Origin of the sequence: Pseudoxanthomonas helianthi (genome assembly GCF_017939625.1) — a bacterium.
GTDB lineage: Bacteria > Pseudomonadota > Gammaproteobacteria > Xanthomonadales > Xanthomonadaceae > Pseudoxanthomonas_A > Pseudoxanthomonas_A helianthi.
This window is the reverse complement of record NZ_JAGKTC010000002.1, coordinates 779,855-799,431: the sequence shown is the minus strand read 5'-3', so window position 1 is coordinate 799,431 and position 19,577 is coordinate 779,855. Positions and strand designations below refer to the sequence as shown.

The following is a 19,577-nucleotide window of genomic DNA, read 5'->3' as shown; positions in this document are numbered from 1 at the left end:
CGGCGGTTTTGGTCCGCAGCATGCTACGCCCGGAAAGCGGGCAAAGAAAAAGCCCCGCCGAAGCGGGGCTTTTTGACAAGTGGCGGAGTGGACGGGACTCGAACCCGCGACCTCCGGCGTGACAGGCCAGCATTCTAACCGACTGAACTACCACTCCGCGCTTGAAACTGGAAGCTTCCGGATTGCCCGAACTTGGTGGGTGCTGAGGGTTTCGAACCCCCGACCCTCTCCTTGTAAGGGAGACGCTCTACCGCTGAGCTAAGCACCCGGGTGCTTTTGCCGACAGGCCGATGCCCGGCGGCGAGTTGACTAGTTTACGGCATCCTTCAGCGCTTTGCCAGCCTTGAACACCGGATTCTTCGAAGCCGGGATCTGGATGGTTTCCTTGGTCTTCGGGTTGCGGCCGGTACGGGCAGCGCGTGCGCGGACCTGGAAGGTACCGAAACCGACGACGGCGACGGTATCGCCCTGCTTCAGCGCACCGGTGACGCCCGCGACGACGGCTTCGACGGCGCGGCCGGCATCGGCCTTGCTGAGGCCTGCGGCATCGGCGACGTAATCGATCAATTCGGATTTGTTCATCTATTTGGCTCCCTGTGCGGCTTCTTTGCCGCGGATCGTGGATCGGATTGTCGGGCGCGCTGCGGCGCAACGGAATCCGGCGGACAGGCCTGGCCTTGCTTCCCGGCAGGCGATTCGAGCGACGGATTTATACCAGCCGCGGCGTTGCCGGCGCAAGCAAAAACCGCCTGAAAACAGGCGGTTTTGCATATTCAGCGACGAACGCAGATTTATCGTTCAATGCTTGACATCCGCCTGCGATGATGCAGGCGAAGGCTCACGCGGCGCGATCGCTTCGCCGCCCGCGGCCGGCGTCGGCGCCAGCGGACGTTCCAGCGCGAGGTCGAGCACTTCGTCGATCCACTTCACCGGAACGATCTTCATGCCCGCGGTGACGTTGGCGGGAATGTCGGCCAGGTCCTTGCGGTTCTCTTCCGGGATGATCACCGTGGTGATGCCGCCGCGCAGCGCGGCGAGCAGTTTTTCCTTCAGTCCGCCGATCGCCGAAACGCGCCCGCGCAGGGTGATCTCGCCGGTCATCGCCACGTCGGCCTTCACCGGCACCTTGGACAGCGCCGACACCAGCGCGGTGACCATGGCGATGCCGGCGCTGGGCCCGTCCTTCGGCGTGGCGCCGTCGGGGACGTGCAGGTGGATGTCGTGCTTCTGCAGGAATTCGGTGTCGATGCCCAGCGCCTGCGCGCGGGCGCGGACCACCGACATCGCCGCGGACGCGGATTCCTTCATCACGTCGCCGAGCTGGCCGGTCAGGGTCAGGGCGCCCTTGCCCGGCACCAGCGCGACTTCGATCTGCAGCAGGTCGCCGCCGACCTCGGTCCAGGCCAGGCCGGTGACCAGGCCGACTTCGTTCTGCTCTTCGGCACGGCCGAAATCGAAGCGGCGCACGCCCAGGTACTTGTCGAGGTTTTCCGAAGTGACATGCACGGCCTTCGGCTTCTTCTTCGACTTGGCCGGGGCCGGCCCCTTCAGCGCGATCTCCTTGACCACCTTGCGGCAGATCTTGGCCAGTTCGCGCTCGAGGTTGCGCACGCCCGATTCGCGCGTGTAGTAGCGCACGATGTCGCGCACCGCGCTTTCGTCGATCTTCAGCTCCTCGGGCTTCAGGCCGTTGGCCTTCAGCTGCTTCGGAACGAGGTAACGCTGGGCGATGTTGAGCTTCTCGTCCTCGGTGTAGCCGGGGATGCGGATCACTTCCATGCGGTCGAGCAGCGGGCCGGGGATGTTCAGCGAATTCGAGGTCGCGATGAACATCACCTCGCTCAGGTCCAGGTCGACCTCGAGGTAATGGTCGTTGAAGGTGTGGTTCTGCTCGGGGTCGAGCACTTCCAGCAGCGCCGAGGACGGATCGCCGCGGAAGTCCATCGACATCTTGTCGATCTCGTCCAGCACGAACAGCGGGTTCCGGGTCCCCGTCTTGTTGAGGTTCTGCACGATGCGGCCGGGCATCGAACCGACGTAGGTACGGCGGTGGCCGCGGATCTCGGCCTCGTCGCGCACGCCGCCGAGCGCCATGCGCACGAACTTGCGGTTGGTCGCCTTGGCGATGCTCTGCCCCAGCGAGGTCTTGCCGACGCCGGGCGGGCCGACCAGGCACAGGATCGGACCCTTCATCTGCTTGACCCTCGACTGCACCGCAAGGTACTCGAGGATGCGTTCCTTGACCTTCTCCAGGCCGTAGTGGTCGGCATCGAGGGTTTCCTGCGCGACCTTCAGGTCCTTGCGCACCTTGCTGCGCTTCTTCCACGGCACGCCCAGCAACCAGTCGAGGTAGTTGCGCACCACCGCGGCCTCGGCCGACATCGGCGACATCTGCTTGAGCTTGTTCAACTCGGCCTTGGCCTTGGTTTCCACTACCTTCGGCATGCCGGCTTCGGCGATCTTGCGCGCCAGTTCGTCCAGTTCGCCCGGCGCGTCGTCCAGGTCGCCCAGTTCCTTCTGGATCGCCTTCATCTGTTCGTTGAGGTAGTACTCGCGCTGCGACTTTTCCATCTGCGACTTGACCCGGCCGCGGATGCGCTTCTCCATCTGCTGCACGTCGATCTCGCCGTCGACGAAACCGACCAGCAGTTCCAGGCGTTCGCCGACTTCGACGGTTTCCAGCAGGCGCTGCTTGTCGCTCAGGCGCACGCCCAGGTGCGCGGCGATGGTGTCGGCCAGGCGGCTGGGCTCGTCGATGCCGCTGAGCGTCTGCAGCAGTTCCGGCGGCAGCTTGCGGTTGGTCTTCACGTACTGCTCGAACAGGCCCATCAGCGAGCGCGCGACGGCCTCCAGTTCGCGCGGTTCGCGCGCGACCTCGGACTCGATCTCCTCGCCCTGCCCGTACAGGGAACCGTCGCGCTCGCCTACGCGCGAGACGCGCATGCGGGCGACGCCCTCGACCAGCACCTTGATGGTGCCGTCGGGCAGTTTCAGCAGTTGCAGCACCTGGGCCAGGGTACCGATCTGGTAAAGGTCGCCGGCGCCGGGGTCGTCGGTCTCGGCCGACTTCTGCGCCAGCAGCAGGATGCGCTTGTCGGATTCCATGGCTTGTTCCAGCGCGCGCATCGACTTGTCGCGGCCGACGAACAGCGGGATGACCATGTGCGGGAACACCACCACGTCGCGCAGCGGCAGCACCGGCAGGTCTAGGATTTCGGAAGCGGGACGACGGGGCATGGGGGCTCCTGGACTACGGATTTTCGGGGCGCCGAAACGCCAATGGCCCCGTTATGGGGCCATTGCGTCCGGGATGCAAGTGAGCGCGAAGTGAAATGGCGGAAGGCCTTGAATCGCAAGGCCCCGCCGGGCTCATTCGGCCACGGCCACCTTCGGCGGCGGCGGGTTTTGGTAGATCAGGTACGGTTCGGATTTGTGTTCGATCACCGACTCGTCCACCACCACCTTGCCGACGTTTTCCATCGACGGCAGGTCGTACATCGTGTCCAGCAGCACCGACTCGACGATGGTGCGCAAGCCGCGCGCGCCGGTCTTGCGCTTCAGCGCCTTGCGCGCGATGGCCGACAGCGCGTCGGGGCGGAACTCCAGTTCCACGCCTTCCATGTCGAACAGTTTCTTGAACTGCTTGGTGATGGCGTTCTTCGGCTCGGTGAGGATCTTCACCAGCGCCGCCTCGTCCAGTTCCTCCAGCGTCGCGACCACCGGCAGGCGGCCGACGAATTCGGGGATCAGGCCGAACTTGATCAGGTCCTCCGGCTCGACCTCGGACAGGACCTTGCCCATCTCGGTCTTCTTCTCGGAGCTCTTGACCTTGGCGCCGAAGCCGATGCCGCTGGCCTCGGTGCTGCGCTGCTGGATGATCTTGTCCAGGCCGGCGAACGCGCCGCCGCAGATGAACAGGATGTTCTTGGTGTCGACCTGCAGGAATTCCTGTTGCGGGTGCTTGCGTCCGCCCTGCGGCGGCACGCTGGCGATGGTGCCTTCGATCAGCTTCAGCAGCGCCTGCTGCACGCCTTCGCCGGACACATCGCGGGTGATCGACGGGTTCTCGCTCTTGCGGCTGATCTTGTCGATCTCGTCGATGTAGACGATGCCCTGCTGCGCCTTCTCGACGTCGTAGTCGCACTTCTGCAGCAGCTTCTGGATGATGTTCTCCACGTCCTCGCCGACGTAGCCGGCCTCGGTCAGCGTGGTCGCGTCGGCGATGGTGAACGGCACATTGAGCAGGCGCGCCAGCGTCTCGGCCAGCAGGGTCTTGCCCGAACCGGTCGGACCGGCGAGCAGGATGTTCGACTTGGCCAGTTCGACGTCGTCGTTCTTCTGCCGGCTTTCGATGCGCTTGTAGTGGTTGTACACGGCCACCGCCAGCGTGCGCTTGGCGCGCTGCTGGCCGATCACGTACTGGTCCAGCACCTCGAGGATTTCCCGCGGCTTGGGCAGGTGGCTGCGCGCGGACTGGGCCTTCTCCTCCAGCTCCTCGCGGATGATGTCGTTGCACAGTTCGACGCATTCATCGCAGATGAACACGCTGGGGCCCGCGATTAGCTTGCGGACCTCGTGCTGGCTCTTGCCGCAGAACGAGCAGTACAGGATCTTGTTGCTGTCGCCGGAACGGCCCGTGCGTTCTTCGCTCATGCCTTGCTTACCCGCTTGACCCGCCCTTCCGGCGGGGGATTCGATTCGAGAATAGCACAGGGCCCGGGGGACGCCAGTCCGCCCGGGAACCCGTGCGAAAACAATGGTTTCGCCGCTTCGTCCAGGCTTATGCCGCCTGGATGGAATCGTCCGGACGCCGCTCCAGCACCTGGTCGACCAGGCCATAGGCCTGGGCTTCGGCGGCGCTCTTGAAGTTGTCGCGTTCGGTGTCGCGGGCGATGGTTTCCAGCGACTGGCCGGTGTGCTTGGCCAGGATCTCGTTCAGGCGCTGGCGCATGGTCAGGATTTCACGGGCGTGGATGTCGATGTCCGTGGCCTGGCCCTGGAAGCCGCCCAGCGGCTGGTGGATCATCACCCGCGAATTCGGCAGCGCATAGCGCTTGCCCTTGGCGCCCGCGGCCAACAACACCGCGCCCATGCTGGCCGCCTGGCCGACGCAGATGGTGCTGACATCCGGCTTGATGTACTGCATGGTGTCGTAGATCGCCATGCCGGCGGTGACGATGCCGCCGGGCGAGTTGATGTAGAAGCTGATGTCCTTTTCCGGGTTCTCCGCTTCCAGGAACAGCATCTGGGCGACGATCACGTTGGCGACGTGGTCGTCGACGCCGCCGACCAGGAAGATCACCCGCTCCTTCAACAGGCGCGAATAGATGTCGTAGGCGCGCTCGCCGCGGCTGGTCTGTTCGACCACCATCGGCACGAGGTTCAGGGCTTTGGTCTCGATGCTCATTAGGATTCCCGTTGTGGCCCCGGCACGCGCCGACGCCTGAGTTAACCGCGGATGGCTTCCTGGAACGAAAGCGGCTGCTCGGTGTGCTGGGCGCGCTCGGCGATCCAGTCGATCACCTGCTCTTCCATCACCCGGTTCTGCAATCCACCCATCAGTTGGGGATCGTTGCGGTACAACTCAATGACCTGCTCCGGTTCCTCGTAGGTGGAGGCGATCAGGCGCATGGTTTCGTTCAGGCGCTTCGGGTCCAGGCGCAGCTGGTTGCGGCGGGCGACCTCGCCGACCAGCAGGCCGACCAGCACGCGCTTGCGGGCCGGGTCGAGGAAATCCTGCCAGGCATTGTCCGGCACCTGCGGGTTCTGGCCGTTGCGCTGGGCCTGGTCCAGCTGGATGGCCAGCATGTTGCGGGCCTCGGCCTCGACCAGCTTCGGCGGCATTTCCACGTGCGAATAGGCGGCGATCAGCTGTTCGCCCACTTCGCGGCGCAGGCGGTTGGCCAGCGCGCCCTTCAGTTCGCGCTCCAGGTTGCTGCGGATGTCGGCACGGAACTGGGCCGGGTCGCCGCTCTTCACGCCGAAGCTCTTGATGAAGGCCTTGTCGACCTCCGGCACGTACGATTCGGCGATCTCGACCACCTTCACGTGGACCTGGACCTTGCGGCCGGCCAGCTGCGGCACGCGCCAGTCGGCGGGGAAATCCACGTCGATGGCCTTTTCCTCACCCTTGGACATGCCGACCAGGGCGTTCTCGATCGCCGGGAACATCACGCCGGAGCCGATCAGGGTCGCGCCCTTCTCCTCGCCTTCGGCGGGCAGGCGCTCGTCGCCGGCCTGCGACCAGGTTTCCAGGTTGACCCGGTCGCCAGCCTCGGCCGGACGATCCACCGCGCGGAATTCGCGGCGCTGCATGCGCAGGTTCTCGATCATCTGGTCGATGTCGGCCTCGGTCACCTCGGCGACGTGGCGGATCACGTTCAGCTTGGCGACGTCGACCTCGCCGAAGTCGGGCACCACTTCGAAGGTGGCCACCCACTCCAGCTGGCCCTCGCCGGCCGGTTCCAGGCGCGGGTTGCCGGCCAGCAGCAGCGAGTTCTCGCGCACGGCCGAATCGAAGGTCTCGCGCAGCAGGCCGTCGAGGGCCTCGGCGCGCACCTGCTGGCCGAAACGCTGTTCGATGACCTTGGCCGGCACCTTGCCCGGGCGGAAGCCCTTGATGCGGGCGGTGCGCGCGATTTCGCGCAGGCGGCCGCCGATGTGGCTGTCCAGGCGCTCGGCCGGCAGGGTGAAACTCATGCGGCGTTCGAGATTGCCCACCGATTCCACGGAAACTTGCATCTTGCTGACTCCTGCTGTCATGGCCGCGCCATGGCATTGATAGAAAATGGTCCCACCGGGCGCGACCGGCCTGCCGGCGCGGGGGTGAACGGGGTATTTTGGCCGAAGACGGGCGCGGCTGCCAGCCTGCGCCGGCAGGTTCAACCGGCCGACGCGCCGCCGCGCGCATCCAGTTCCCGCACCAGCTTCTTCGGCGCCTGCGCGCGATAGCTCTCGTCGATCCAGGCCTTCAGCACGTCCAGCGCCAGCAGCTCGCCCGGCGGCGGCGTCACCGTGACCCAGCCGCTCTTGCCCAGCCCGTAGGCGGTGGGCTTGGCGAAGGGCAACAGGAGCACCGCTTCGCCCGACTTCGGCAGCTTGCAGGAAATGCTGAACGGCTCGCCCTCGACGCCGAGATAGGCGAAGGTCTTGTCGTTGACCGCCAGGTCGTCATGGCCCGGCCACGGACTCTTGCCGTGCGCGCCGGGATAGGCCAGGCCGAAAGCCCTCAATTCGCGCAGCAGCGCGTCGCTGGCTTGCCGGGGTTTGGCCTTGGGCATCTTCGGTGGGCTGGGTGGATTTTCGAGACGGGCGACGCCGCCGCGCTTCCGGCGGGGCGTGGTGCGAAAGGGGGGACTCGAACCCCCACGCCTTGCGGCACTGGAACCTAAATCCAGGGCGTCTACCAATTCCGCCACTTTCGCTAGCGCGCCATTCTACGGCCGGGCGCTGCGGTTCAACAAAAAGAAAAACGCCCGGAAATGCCGGGCGCGTCGGGTTTGGCGGGCCGTCAAGGATTCAAACCTTGGACCGCGCCGCGACCGCTCCCCGTCGCGATTGGCCCGAACGCGCCGCAGCGCGCCGCGATACCCGCGTCCTTGCACCGATCGAGACAAAGAAAAACGCCCGGCAATGCCGGGCGTTTCGGGTTTGGTGGGCCGTCAAGGATTCGAACCTTGGACCTATTGATTAAGAGTCAACTGCTCTACCAACTGAGCTAACGGCCCCGAAGACTGCAAATTGTAGCAAACAAAAGCGCAAAAACAAAAATGGGGTGGCTGATGGGACTCGAACCCACGACATCCGGAATCACAATCCGGTGCTCTAACCAGCTGAACTACAGCCACCATTGAAACCTTGCCTGCCCCGCACACCGCCGAAGTGGCGCGCCCGACAGGACTCGAACCTGTAACCGCCGGCTTAGAAGGCCGGTGCTCTATCCGGTTGAGCTACGGGCGCCCGAACAGGATTGTCGCATCCGCCGCTGGACGTTGGTCGGGGAGACAGGATTCGAACCTGCGACTTCCTGCTCCCAAAGCAGGCGCTCTACCAGGCTGAGCTACACCCCGACTTGGGTTCCGGACCCGGCGCAGGCGCCGACGCGGCCGCGTATTGTCGGAATCCGGGCCTGCCCTGTCAAACGCAATTATCCGGAACGGCGCATCGGCTATGCTCAAGGCCCGAACACCGACGAGACAACGAGCATGATCCGCAGCGGCAATCCGGCTTTGAAGGAATCCACGTTTCTCGACCTGGGCAGCGGCGCGGTGGTGTCGCGCGGCGCCGGCGCGATGACCTTGAACGGCACGGTCAACAAGACCGGTTTCCTGCTGCTGCTCAGCGTGGTCACCGCCGCCTTCGCCTGGAGCCAGTCGGTGTCCACGGTCGGCGGCGAGACCGTCGTCACGCCGGGCATCGTCGGCTACCTGCTGGGCGGCGCGATCGGCGGACTGATCCTGGCCCTGGTCACCACGTTCAAGAAGGAATGGTCGCCGGTCACCGCACCGCTGTACGCGCTGGTCGAAGGCTTCTTCCTCGGCGCGGTGTCGGCAATGTACGAAGTGCGCTTCAACGGCATCGTGTTCCAGGCGGTGGTGCTGACCTTCGGCACCCTCGGCGCGCTGCTGCTGGCCTACAGCAGCGGCCTGATCAAGGCGACCGAGAACTTCAAGCTGGGCGTGGTCGCGGCCACCGGCGGCATCGCGCTGATCTACCTGGCGACCATCGTGCTGGGCTTCTTCAACATCAATATCCCCTACATCCACGAGTCGGGGCTGATCGGCATCGGCTTCAGCCTGTTCGTGGTGGTGATCGCCGCACTGAACCTGGTGCTGGACTTCGACTTCATCGAATCCGGCGTGGATGCGGGCGCGCCCAAGTACATGGAGTGGTACGGTGCGTTCGGCCTGATGGTCACGCTGGTGTGGCTGTACGTCGAGTTCCTGCGCCTGCTGGGCAAGCTGCAGTCGCGCAACTGATCCGATCCGCGTGCGAAGAAAGGGCGCCGATGGCGCCCTTTTTCATGCGGCCGGTTCGGCGAGCGCCTTTCGCGCGGGCCACAGCATGAACACAACGGTCACCACGGCCAGGATCCAGCAGTAATACACCTTGCCGCTCAACGCCAGCGGCGACACCGAGGCCAGCGATGCCGCCAGCAGGATCTGCGCGCCGTACGGCAGCAGGCCCTGCGGAATGCACGCGAAGATGTCCAGCACGCTGGCGGCACGACGCGGCGGGATGCCGTGCTGCGCGGCGATATCGCGGGCGACACCGCCGCCGACCAGGATCGCGACGGTGTTGTTGGCGGTGAACACGTCGGCGGTGGCCGACAGTGCGGCGATGCTGAATTCCCCGGTGCGGCGCCCCTTGTGTCCGCGCGCGATGCGGCCGATCGCCAGCGCCAGCCAGTCCAGTCCGCCGGCCGCCTTCATCAGCGCGCCGAGGCCGCCGATCAGCAGCGACAGCAGCAGGATTTCGGTCATGCCCTCGAAGCCGGTCCAGGCGTCGCCGGCGAATTCGACCGGACCGTAGTCGGCGGCGAACACGAAACCGAACAGACCCGCCAGCGCCAGGCCGATGCCCAGCACCACCAGCACATCGAGCCCGGTCAAAGCCAGGACCAGCACCAGCACGTAGGGCAGCAACAGCCATGGCGAGGCATCGGTTTCGGTGGGTACCGGCGCCGAATCCCCCAGCCAGCCCAACAGCAGCGCGGTGGCCAGCGCCGCAGGCAAGGCGATCTTGAAGTTCTCGCGGAACTTGTCGCGCATTTCCGCGCCCTGGGTGCGCGTGGCGGCGATGGTGGTGTCGGAAATCACCGACAGGTTGTCGCCGAACATCGCCCCGCCGATCACCGTACCGACCACCAGCGCGGTATCCAGCCCCGCCGCTTCGGCCACGCCCAGGGCGATCGGCACGACCGCGGCGATGGTACCCATCGAAGTACCGATGGCCAGCGAAATCAGCGAAGCCAGCACGAACAGTCCCGGCAGGATCAATGCCGGCGGCAACGCGCCGACGCCGAGCTGCACCACCGCATCGACCGCGCCGATGGCTTTGGACACGGTGGCGAAGGCGCCGGCAAGCAGGAAGATCAGGCACATCAGCACGATGTTGGCGTCGCCCATGCCGCGCAGCAGGATTTCGCCTGCCGGCAGGCCGCGCCGTTTCGCCAGCCAGGCCGCCCAGGCCAGCGCCGGCAATATCGCCACCGGCGCACGCAGTTGGTAGAAGCCCATCGGTTCGCCGTGCAGGGTGAAGTACAGGCCGGCACCGAAGAAGATCGCCAGGAACAGCAGCAACGGGGTCAGCGCGAGCGCGCTGGGTCGGGAGGTCATGGGTTTTTCCATTGGCGGAAACCGAACCGCCTATTTTCCGGCCTGACAACGGAAAACGGGGCGTTTCCGCCCCGTTCCGTCATTCCGGATGCTTGTCGGCTCATGCCGCGGAGTTACACGCGGCTGGCGATGGCTTGCGCGAACGTCATCGTGGTGCCGGTGCCGCCGAGGTCCGGGGTCAGCGAATCCTTGGCTTCCAACGTGGCGACGATGGCCTTGCGCAGACGCTCGGCGTTCTGCGGCTGGCCGATGTGGTCGAGCATCTGCGCCGCGCCCAGCAGCAGCGCGCAGGGATTGGCGATGCCCTTGCCGGCGATGTCCGGCGCGGAGCCGTGCACGGCTTCGAAGATCGCCGCGTCCTTGCCGATGTTGGCGCCGGGCGCGAGGCCCAGGCCGCCGACCAGGCCGGCGCACAGGTCGGAGATGATGTCGCCGAACAGGTTGGTGGTGCAGATGACGTCGAACTGCTCGGGACGCATCACCAGCTGCATGCAGGTGTTGTCCACGATCATCTCGTTGCATTCGATATCGGGGTATTGCGCGGCAACTTCGCGGCCGACCTTCAGGAACAGGCCCGAGGTGGTCTTCAGGATGTTGGCCTTGTGCACCAGGGTGACCTTCTTGCGGCCGGTGGCGCGGGCCAGGTCGAAGGCGTAGCGGACGATGCGTTCGGAACCCTTGCGGGTGATCTTCTGAGTCAGCAGCGCGGTCTCGCCGTCTTCCGAGATCGACTGGCCTTCGCCGATGTACGCGCCTTCGGTGTTCTCGCGGACCGTGATCAGGTCCACGCCCATCGGGAAGCGCGACTTGGTGTTGGGGAACGACTTGGCCGGACGCACGTTGGCGTACAGGTCGAAGGTGCGGCGCAGGGCCACGTTGATCGAGCTGAAGCCCTCGCCCACCGGCGTGGTCAGCGGGCTCTTCAGCGCGATGCGGTTCTTGCGGATCGAATCCAGCGTGGCCTGCGGTAGCAAGTCGCCGTGCTTCTCCAGCGCGACCAGGCCGGCGTCTGCCTCTTCGTAGCTCAGGCCGACCTTCAGCGCTTCGAGCACGTGCAAGGTGGCGTCCATGATTTCCGGGCCGATGCCATCGCCGCGGATGACGGTGATCGTCTGGGTCATTGCGTGGGGTTCCGTACGAAAGGCGCGCTGGGAAACCGGCGCGCAGGGGGAAGGTTTCAGACGCAATTATGCCGCGCCGCGAGACAACATCCCAGCCTTTATTGCTGCAACGCGCCGCAGCGCGCCCGTATAACCGGCCGGCAAGTGCTTGTTTTCCTTGTCCCCACGGGAGAAGAGCAGCTTCCGAACGCTTGGGCCGGGCGTGACGCGGAGCGTCGGATGAAGGAAGGAATCTGCAAGTGCGAGACCGGTGGTAGCGCAAGCGAGTCTTCTGCCCTCATCCACCCCCGTATCGGGTACGGGCGGGCTCTTCGGCCACCCTCAGCCGCTTGAGGCGGATTCGATCCCGGTGGGAGAAGGAAAAGCGTCAACCGTGCGCGTGCTCGCCCGGCGAAGCTGCCGCGCCGGATTCCAACTGGTCGAGGAAATCCACCGCGCGGCGCAGGTGCGGGATGACGATGCTGCCGCCGACCACCAGCCCGACCGAGAACGCTTCGAACATCTCGTCGCGATTGACGCCGGCTTCCTTGCACTGCGCGACGTGGTAGCTGATGCAATCGTCGCAGCGCAGGACCAGCGAGGCGACCAGGCCCAGCAGTTCCTTGGTCTTCACGTCCAGCGCGCCGGCCTGGTAGGTCTGCGTGTCCAGGGCGAAGAAGCGTCGCACCACCTGGTTGGGTTCGGCGAGGATGCGTTCATTCATGCGCTGGCGGAATTCGGTGAATTCCTTGATGCGGTCGTTGCCGGAATCGCTCATGCAGTCCTCACAGTCGTCTGATTTCGTTTTCCAGGTTTTCCCGCGCACGCGCTTCGAAGCGGTCGCGGAAATGTTGCGTGCCGTAAATGGGTTCGCGGACGAGGAATTCGCGCAACAGCGCCTTGCGCTTGCGCCGGAAGATCCAGCCCGGCACCCAGGCGTATTCCTCGCGCACCTGTGCCGCGTACTGCGCATACCGATCCGCTTCCGCGCCGAGGATGGACAGGTCCACGTCGACCAGGATGCGTTCGTCGTCGCTTTCAGGCAGGGCCGCGTGGCGCGTCGCCATGACCAGCGCATGCACGCGCTCGACGACCTCTGCCGGCAAACCCGTGGCTTCCAGTTCCTTCACGGCCCAGGAGGCGCTTCGCAGTTCGTTGTCCGACTGCCTCGGTTCGTAGATGGCGTCATGGAACCACAAGGCGATCTCGACTTCGCCGGGATGCCGGGCCAGGCCGAGCGCCGGTTCGAAATGCCGGATGCACTCGCCCAGGTGCTGGAGCGTGTGGTACTTGCGCTGCGGCTCGGCATAGCTGGCCAGCAGGCGTTCGCCCAAGCCCTGTGGAGCGCCTGCGCCCAATGCCGCCCAGGCCCGCTGCCAGGATCGTTCGAACAGGGGATCCATCGCCCCGCGCCGCGCTTAGGCCCCGGCCAGCAAGGGCTCGAGCTTGCCTTCGCGATGCAGCGCGATCAGGTCGTCGTAGCCGCCGACGTGGGTTTCGCCGATGAAGATCTGCGGGACGCTGGTGCGCTTGGCGCGCGCGATCATCTTCTCGCGCTCGGCCGGATCGGTGTCGACCCGCACCTCTTCCCAGGTTTGCCCCTTGCTCTTGAGGAAGTTCTTGGCCGCCACGCAGTACGGGCAGACGGCGGTGGTGTACATGACGATGCGGGGGGAGGCTTCGGTGTTGCTCACGGGAATTCTCGGCGTTTCCAATGGTCTGACCGCAGTATGGTGGCACGCGGGCCGTGCAACAGTCAGTCAGGTGGAACAGACAGTGCGGATTAACAGGCTATTCACCCGTCCGGCCCGTGCCGGCCTCATCCTGCGCGCTTCCCCGGACGCGGAGTTCCGCTTGCGCCCCACCCTGTTCGCCACCGCCCTGCTGACCGTGGCCGTCGCCTCGCCGCTTGCCTTCGCCCAGGAAAAGCTCCCCGACATCGGCTCTTCGGCCGGCGAACTGCTGACCCCGGCCAAGCAGTCCGAATACGGCGGAATGATGCTGCGCGAGCTGCGCAACTACGGCTACCTGCTGGAAGACCCGCTGATCGACAATTGGCTGACCGGCATGGGCCGCAAGCTCGGCGCGGACAGCGACCTGCCGGGACAGAAGTTCACCTTCTTCATGATGGGCGACCGCCAGATCAACGCCTTCGCCACGCTGGGCGGCTACATCGGCGTCAACGCCGGGCTGGTGCTGGCGGCCGAGCGCGAGGACGAAGTGGCCGGCGTGCTGTCGCACGAAATCGCCCACGTCACCCAGCAGCATGTGTTGCGCGGCGCCGAGCGCGCGCAGAAGGACAGCGTGCCGATCCTACTGGGCATGTTGGCGGCGATCGTCGCCGCGCAGGCGGCCGGCGGCAATTCCACCGGTGATGCGACGATGGCCGCGCTGGCTTCCGCGCAGGGCCTGATCGCGCAGCGCCAGATCGACTACACGCGCAGCAACGAATCGGAAGCCGACCGCGTCGGCATCCGCACCCTGGCCCGCGCCGGCTACGACGTCGACGCGATGGGCGATTTCTTCGAGCGTCTGCAATCGCTGACCCGCAGCGCCCGCGGCAGCGGCCGCGAAGCCTACCCCGACTACCTGCAGACCCACCCGGTCACCCTGACCCGCATCAGCGAAGCCCGCCAACGTGCCGAGCAACTGCGCCGTGACGGCATCGCCACGGTCAGCAGCACGGTCACCACGCCCACCGGCAGCGTCACCGAACGCGTGCGCCAGGGGCCGGATTACGTCGCCGGCAGCCGGCTCGGCGCCAATCCGCTGCTGCCCGGCGCCCTGCGCCCGGCGATTTCCACCACCGTGCAGGCCGACGGCGGCCAGTTCCCATGGGCCAAGGAACGCCTGCGCGTGTTCAGCGCCAATACCCCGGCCGCGGCGGTGCGTGAATACGAACAGATCCGCCGCGGCAGTTCCAAGGGCCTGACCGACGCCCAGCGCTACGGCCTGGCCCTGGCCAAGTTCCGCAACAACCAGCTGGCGGAAGCCACCGGCGAACTGGGCGAATTGCAGGCCGCCCATCCCGCCAACCTGTGGATCGGCCTGGCCCTGGCCCAGGCCGAGGCCCGCGCCGGCCGTACCGCCGCCGCCAACCAGCGCCTCGACGCGCTGCTGCATGCCCAGCCCGGCAACCGCGCCATCGCGGTCACCTATGCGCAGATCCTGAACGAACAGGGCGGCCGCGAGGCTGGTCAGCGCGCGCTGGCGGTGCTGCGTCCGCTGCTGGCCGGTACCGGCGACGACCCCGTGTTCCAGCAGGCCTATGCCCGCGCCAACGAACTGGCCGGCGACGAGGTCCGTGCCGGCGAGGCCTATGCCGAAACCGCCTTCCTGAACGGACGCCCCGAGCAGGCCCTGATCCAGTTGCAGAACCTGAAGCAGCGCAGCGATCTGGACTATTACGCCCGCTCCCGCATCGACGCCCGCATCGCCACGATCACCCCGCAGGTGCTGGAACTGCGCCGCCAGGGCATCAAGGATCCGGACGTGGAACGGCGCTGACCGGCCGGAACATGACCGTGCTGCGGCATGTCATGTTTCAGTCACAAAATTGTCGTCTACTGGCGAGGTACCCCCAACAGGACGGTTTTCCCGTGCAGAAGCACATCCTGATAGTCGACGACGAACCCGCGATCCGCGACATGGTCGCCTTCGCCCTGCGCAAGGGCGAATTCGAGCCGATCCACGCCGGCGACGCCCGCGAAGCGCAAACCGCCATCGCCGACCGCGTGCCTGACCTGATCCTGCTCGACTGGATGCTGCCCGGCACCAGCGGCCTGGAACTGGCCCGGCGCTGGCGCAAGGACGCCCTGACCCGCGACGTGCCGATCATCATGCTGACTGCACGCGGCGAGGAGAACGATCGCGTCGGCGGCCTCGAGGCGGGCGTCGACGACTACGTGGTCAAGCCGTTCTCGGCGCGCGAGCTGCTGGCGCGCATCCGCGCGGTGATGCGCCGCGCCCGCGAGGACGACGAGGATGGCAGCATCGCGGTCGGCGACCTGCGCATCGACGGCGCTGCGCACCGCGTGTTCGCCAAGGACACCCCGGTGCCGATCGGCCCCACCGAATACCGCCTGCTGCACTTCTTCATGACCCATCCCGAGCGCGTGTATTCGCGCACCCAGCTGCTCGACCACGTCTGGGGCGGCAGCGTGTACGTGGAGGAACGCACGGTGGACGTGCACATCCGCCGCCTGCGCAAGACCCTCGAACCGCATGGCGTGGAGAACATGGTGCAGACCGTGCGCGGCTCGGGTTACCGCTTCTCGGCGTCGATGTGATCGAACGGCAAGTGGCCTGAGCGGATCCGCGCACGCCACCCGCTGCAACAAACCCCTGCGACAATCGCTCCATGCCCAGCCACATCCGATCCGCCTGGTTCAGAACCCTCGGCCAACTGGCCGCGGTGCTGGTGCTGGCGGCATTGCTCGGCCTGGCCATCGGCCAGCCGTGGCCGGTGCTGACCGTCGCCGCGCTGGGCGTGGTCGCATGGCACTACTGGCGCCTGCGCAAGGTGCTGTTGCGCCTGACCGCGCGCGAGCGCCTGCGCCCGGGCAAGGGCGACGGCGTGTGGAACGAGCTCGACCGGCTGATGTACCGCGGCCAGGACGAGATGCGCGCGCGCAAGCGGCGCCTGCTCGGCATCCTGCGCGCCTATCGTGCCGCCGCCGCCGCGCTGCCGGACGCGGTGGTCGTGGTCGAACGCAACAGCCAGCGCGCGCTGTGGTTCAACAAGGCCGCGACCCAACTGCTCGGCCTGCGCTATCCGGACGACCTGCAGTCGCCGCTGGGCGAACGCCTGCAACCGCTGTCGCTGTCGCACTGGTTCGCGGCCGGACGCAATGCCGAGCCGATGCTCGACGCCGCGTCGCCGGTCGACCCGAACCTGCGCCTGAACCTGCGCCTGATCCCGTATTCGGACGAATACTGGCTGCTGGTGGCGCGCGACGTCAGCAAGCTGCTGCACCTGGAACAGGTGCGCCGCGACTTCGTCGCCAACGTCTCGCACGAACTGCGCACGCCGCTGACCGTGGTCCACGGCTACCTGGACATGCTCGACCCGGCCGATTTCCCCGAATGGACGCCGATGCTGGCCGAAATGCAGAAGCAGTCGCAACGCATGACCCAACTGGTCGAAGACCTGCTCACGCTGTCGCGGCTGGAAGTGCAGGACAAGCTGGCCGACGACGACGTGGCGATGGCGCCGATGCTGGCCACGCTGCGGCGCGAAGCCGAGGCGCTGAGCCAGGGCCGCCACGCCATCGTCGTGCAGGACGAAGGCGGGTTGGACCTGCACGGTTCCAACAAGGAACTGCACAGCGCGTTCTCCAACCTGGTCAGCAACGCGGTGCGCTACACCCCGGCCGGCGGCAGCATCACCATCCGCTTCGCGCCGGAAGGCGCCGGCGCCGTGCTCAGCGTGCGCGACACCGGCTACGGCATCCCGGAAAGCCACCTGCCGCGCATCACCGAACGCTTCTACCGCGTATCCACCAGCCGTTCGCGCGAAAGCGGCGGCACCGGCCTGGGCCTGTCGATCGTCAAGCACGTGCTGAACCTGCACCAGGCGCGACTGGAGATCGAAAGCCAGGTCGGCCTGGGCAGCACCTTCTCGATCCACTTCACCGCCGAACGCGTGCATCCGCGCGCCATGGGCTATGCGAACGCCAGCGGGATGGGTCACGCCGAGCTTGAGTGCGTACGGGACAAGGAAAAATGAGGGAATGCATGTCGATGCTTGACCGAATAATGACGCAGTCCCGTACGCACTCAAGCTCGGCCCTCCGGGTTGCCGTGCCCAGCCGCCATGCGGCCGCGCGCGGCTTGAACAGGCCACCAGCCTGCCACTGCGCCACGCACGACCACCTGACGGCTGGGCACGGTAACGTGACCCATCCCGCTGGCGTTCGCATAGCCCAACCCGCCGCGACGACGACGCAGAGCCTTTCCGCATGAACATCGCCCACCCTGCCCTGCCCGACATCGCGCCGCCCAACGAAGGCGATCCGCTGCGCGATCCGGCGCTGTACCTGAACCGCGAACTGTCGCAGCTCGACTTCAACTTCCGCGTCCTGGCGCAGGCGCAGGACCCACAGGTACCGCTGCTGGAACGGTTGCGCTTCCTGTGCATCAGCTGTACCAACCTCGACGAATTCTTCGAGATCCGCGCCGCCACCGTACGCCATGCGCAGGACTTCGGTTTGCCGCCGGGCCCGGACGGCCTGTCCCCGGCCGCGATCCTCAACCGCATCCACGACCGCGCCGCGCAACTGGTCGAACAACAGTACCGCTGCTGGAACCAGGTGTTGCGCCCGGCATTGACCGAAGCGGGCGTGCGGGTGCTGGGCCAGCGCACCTGGAACGCGCGCCAGGCGCGCTGGCTGCGCGCCTATTTCCGCAAGGAAATCATGCCGGTGCTGTCGCCGCTGGGCCTGGATCCGTCGCACCCGTTCCCGAAGATCCTCAACAAGTCGCTGAACATCGTCGTCGTGCTGAAGGGCAAGGACGCGTTCGGCCGCGCCGGGCACATGGCCATCGTGCGCGCACCGCGCTCGCTGTCGCGGATCATCCACCTGCCGCAGAACGTGTCCGGCGGCGAACACGACTTCGTGCTGCTGTCGTCGGTGCTGTCGGCCTTCGTCGACGAGCTCTTCCCCGGCATGGAAGTGAAAGGCGCCTACCAGTTCCGCGTGACCCGCGACTCCGAACTGGTGGTGGACGAGGAGGAAGTCGAGAACCTCGCCCTGGCCCTGCGCGACGAACTGGCCGGGCGCGGCTACCGCCCCGCGGTGCGCCTGGAGATCGCCCAGGATTGCCCGAAGCCGATCATCCGCACCCTGCTGCAGAACTTCGAGCTGTCCGAGAACGCGGTGTACTACATCGACGGGCCGGTCAACCTCAACCGCGTGACCCAGGTCTACGACCTGGTCCAGCGCCCGGAACTGAAGTACCCGGCGTTCACCCCGCGCACGCTGCGCAACGCCGACGAGATGTTCGAAACCGTGGGCGAAGGCGACGTGCTGCTGCACCATCCGTTCGACGCCTTCACCGCGGTCACCGACCTGGTCCGCCAGGCGGCCAGCGACCCCGACGTGCTGGCGATCAAGCAGACCCTGTACCGCACCGCCAAGGATTCGGTGATCGTCGATTCGCTGGTCCAGGCCGCGCGCAACGGCAAGGACGTGACCGCTGTGGTCGAACTGCGCGCGCGCTTCGACGAGGAAGCCAACCTCGCCTTCGCCGACCGCCTGCAGGACGCCGGCGTGCAGGTCGTGTACGGCGTGGTCGGCTACAAGACCCACGGCAAGATGCTGCTGATCGTGCGCCGCGAAGGCCGCAAGCTGCGCCGCTACGTGCACCTGGGCACCGGCAACTATCACACCGGCACCGCGCGCGCCTACACCGACCTGGGCCTGATCACCGCCGACCCGGACATCGGCAACGACGTGCACCTGCTGTTCCAGCAGCTGTCGGGCCTCGCCGCGGGCACCAAGCTCAAGCGCCTGCTGCAATCGCCGTTCACCCTGCACGCGGGCATCCTGAAACGGATCGAGCGCGAAGCGAAACACGCACGCGCCGGCAAGCCCGCGCGCATCGTCGCCAAGGTCAACGCGCTGAACGAACCCAAGGTGATCCGCGCGCTGTACGCGGCATCGCAGGCCGGCGTGCAGATCGACCTGATCGTGCGCGGCGCCTGCACGCTGCGCCCCGGCGTGCCCGGCGTTTCGGACAACATCCGCGTGCGCTCCATCGTCGGCCGCTTCCTCGAGCACAGCCGCGTGTACTGGTTCGCCAACGACGACGAACCCGAGATCTACTGTGCCAGCGCCGACTGGCTGGAACGCAACCTGCTGCACCGTGTGGAAGCCGCGTTCCCGATCCTCGATCCCAAGCTGGCCGAACGCGTGTACCGCGAAGCGCTGCAGAACTACCTGGACGACAACCTCAACGCGTGGGAACTCGACGCCGACGGCGAATACCGCAAGCGCGTCCCGGCGGAAGGCGAACAGCCGCACTCCGCGCAGGCGACGCTGCTGGCCGGGGTGTGACCGGAAGCCGCATGGCCTCCAGCGCCATCCCGAATGTGCCCATGGACCGCCTTTGCTTCGCCCCCTTTGCAAAGAGGGCGAAA

The 19,577-nt window shown here is 66.4% G+C and carries 16 protein-coding genes and 7 tRNA genes; 5 read left to right on the top strand and 18 right to left on the bottom strand.

Annotated features, from left to right (window positions below; genetic code table 11):
- Positions 1 to 80 precede the first annotated feature (80 nt).
- The 13 genes from J5837_RS11480 to J5837_RS11420 all read right to left on the bottom strand — a co-directional run bounded on the left by J5837_RS11480 (position 81) and on the right by J5837_RS11420 (position 8,069).
- A tRNA-Asp gene (locus J5837_RS11480) sits at positions 81 to 157 on the bottom strand.
- Between the two features lie 36 nt (positions 158 to 193).
- Positions 194 to 268, bottom strand: a tRNA-Val gene (locus J5837_RS11475).
- Between the two features lie 41 nt (positions 269 to 309).
- Complete coding sequence (locus tag J5837_RS11470) at positions 310 to 582, bottom strand: HU family DNA-binding protein (protein WP_210536864.1); 273 nt, start codon at positions 580 to 582, stop codon at positions 310 to 312.
- Between the two features lie 216 nt (positions 583 to 798).
- The gene (lon, locus tag J5837_RS11465; protein WP_210536863.1) at positions 799 to 3,237 is read right to left on the bottom strand and encodes an endopeptidase La; all 2,439 of its coding nucleotides are present in this window, start codon (positions 3,235 to 3,237) and stop codon (positions 799 to 801) included.
- 132 nt (positions 3,238 to 3,369) lie between these two features.
- Positions 3,370 to 4,653 (bottom strand): ATP-dependent Clp protease ATP-binding subunit ClpX, encoded by a 1,284-nt coding sequence (gene clpX / locus J5837_RS11460; RefSeq protein ID WP_210536862.1) that lies wholly within the window; start codon positions 4,651 to 4,653, stop codon positions 3,370 to 3,372.
- 127 nt (positions 4,654 to 4,780) lie between these two features.
- Positions 4,781 to 5,407, bottom strand: a complete 627-nt coding sequence (clpP, locus tag J5837_RS11455) for an ATP-dependent Clp endopeptidase proteolytic subunit ClpP (protein WP_210536861.1) — start codon at positions 5,405 to 5,407, stop codon at positions 4,781 to 4,783.
- Between the two features lie 41 nt (positions 5,408 to 5,448).
- Positions 5,449 to 6,741: a trigger factor gene (gene tig, locus J5837_RS11450; RefSeq protein ID WP_210536860.1), complete on the bottom strand. Its 1,293-nt coding sequence runs from the start codon at positions 6,739 to 6,741 to the stop codon at positions 5,449 to 5,451.
- Positions 6,742 to 6,881: 140 nt separating this feature from the next.
- Entirely contained in the window at positions 6,882 to 7,280 is a 399-nt protein-coding gene (locus tag J5837_RS11445) for an MmcQ/YjbR family DNA-binding protein (protein ID WP_210536859.1), read from the bottom strand.
- A 59-nt stretch (positions 7,281 to 7,339) separates the two neighbouring features.
- Positions 7,340 to 7,424, bottom strand: a tRNA-Leu gene (locus J5837_RS11440).
- 227 nt (positions 7,425 to 7,651) lie between these two features.
- Positions 7,652 to 7,727 (bottom strand) — tRNA-Lys (locus tag J5837_RS11435).
- Between the two features lie 43 nt (positions 7,728 to 7,770).
- Positions 7,771 to 7,847 (bottom strand) — tRNA-His (locus tag J5837_RS11430).
- A gap of 35 nt (positions 7,848 to 7,882) precedes the next feature.
- A tRNA-Arg gene (locus J5837_RS11425) sits at positions 7,883 to 7,959 on the bottom strand.
- 33 nt (positions 7,960 to 7,992) lie between these two features.
- A tRNA-Pro gene (locus tag J5837_RS11420) sits at positions 7,993 to 8,069 on the bottom strand.
- A 135-nt stretch (positions 8,070 to 8,204) separates the two neighbouring features.
- Here J5837_RS11420 and J5837_RS11415 point away from each other — a divergent pair.
- Positions 8,205 to 8,978, top strand: coding sequence for a Bax inhibitor-1/YccA family protein (locus tag J5837_RS11415; protein WP_210536858.1), 774 nt, complete (start codon positions 8,205 to 8,207; stop codon positions 8,976 to 8,978).
- A 42-nt stretch (positions 8,979 to 9,020) separates the two neighbouring features.
- On the opposite strand, the gene J5837_RS11410 is transcribed toward J5837_RS11415, so the two are convergent.
- The 5 genes from J5837_RS11410 to grxC all read right to left on the bottom strand — a co-directional run bounded on the left by J5837_RS11410 (position 9,021) and on the right by grxC (position 13,098).
- Positions 9,021 to 10,337 carry a Na+/H+ antiporter NhaC family protein gene (locus J5837_RS11410; RefSeq protein WP_210536857.1) on the bottom strand — a complete coding sequence of 439 codons (1,317 nt, stop codon included), beginning with the start codon at positions 10,335 to 10,337 and terminating at the stop codon, positions 9,021 to 9,023.
- 113 nt (positions 10,338 to 10,450) lie between these two features.
- Positions 10,451 to 11,458, bottom strand: a complete 1,008-nt coding sequence (locus J5837_RS11405; RefSeq protein ID WP_210536856.1) for an isocitrate dehydrogenase — start codon at positions 11,456 to 11,458, stop codon at positions 10,451 to 10,453.
- 367 nt (positions 11,459 to 11,825) lie between these two features.
- Complete coding sequence (locus tag J5837_RS11400) at positions 11,826 to 12,215, bottom strand: carboxymuconolactone decarboxylase family protein (protein ID WP_210536855.1); 390 nt, start codon at positions 12,213 to 12,215, stop codon at positions 11,826 to 11,828.
- Between the two features lie 7 nt (positions 12,216 to 12,222).
- Positions 12,223 to 12,840, bottom strand: coding sequence for an HD domain-containing protein (locus tag J5837_RS11395; protein ID WP_210536854.1), 618 nt, complete (start codon positions 12,838 to 12,840; stop codon positions 12,223 to 12,225).
- 15 nt (positions 12,841 to 12,855) lie between these two features.
- Positions 12,856 to 13,098 (bottom strand): glutaredoxin 3, encoded by a 243-nt coding sequence (gene grxC, locus J5837_RS11390; protein ID WP_210537024.1) that lies wholly within the window; start codon positions 13,096 to 13,098, stop codon positions 12,856 to 12,858.
- A 193-nt stretch (positions 13,099 to 13,291) separates the two neighbouring features.
- Here grxC and J5837_RS11385 point away from each other — a divergent pair, with 193 nt between their 5' ends.
- The 4 genes from J5837_RS11385 to ppk1 all read left to right on the top strand — a co-directional run bounded on the left by J5837_RS11385 (position 13,292) and on the right by ppk1 (position 19,494).
- Complete coding sequence (locus J5837_RS11385) at positions 13,292 to 14,944, top strand: M48 family metalloprotease (protein WP_210536853.1); 1,653 nt, start codon at positions 13,292 to 13,294, stop codon at positions 14,942 to 14,944.
- A 92-nt stretch (positions 14,945 to 15,036) separates the two neighbouring features.
- Complete coding sequence (phoB, locus tag J5837_RS11380; RefSeq protein WP_210536852.1) at positions 15,037 to 15,726, top strand: phosphate regulon transcriptional regulator PhoB; 690 nt, start codon at positions 15,037 to 15,039, stop codon at positions 15,724 to 15,726.
- Between the two features lie 71 nt (positions 15,727 to 15,797).
- A complete protein-coding gene (gene phoR / locus J5837_RS11375; RefSeq protein ID WP_210536851.1) occupies positions 15,798 to 17,165 on the top strand; it encodes a phosphate regulon sensor histidine kinase PhoR in 1,368 nt (455 codons plus the stop codon).
- A 232-nt stretch (positions 17,166 to 17,397) separates the two neighbouring features.
- Complete coding sequence (gene ppk1, locus J5837_RS11370) at positions 17,398 to 19,494, top strand: polyphosphate kinase 1 (RefSeq protein WP_210536850.1); 2,097 nt, start codon at positions 17,398 to 17,400, stop codon at positions 19,492 to 19,494.
- Positions 19,495 to 19,577: the final 83 nt, after the last annotated feature.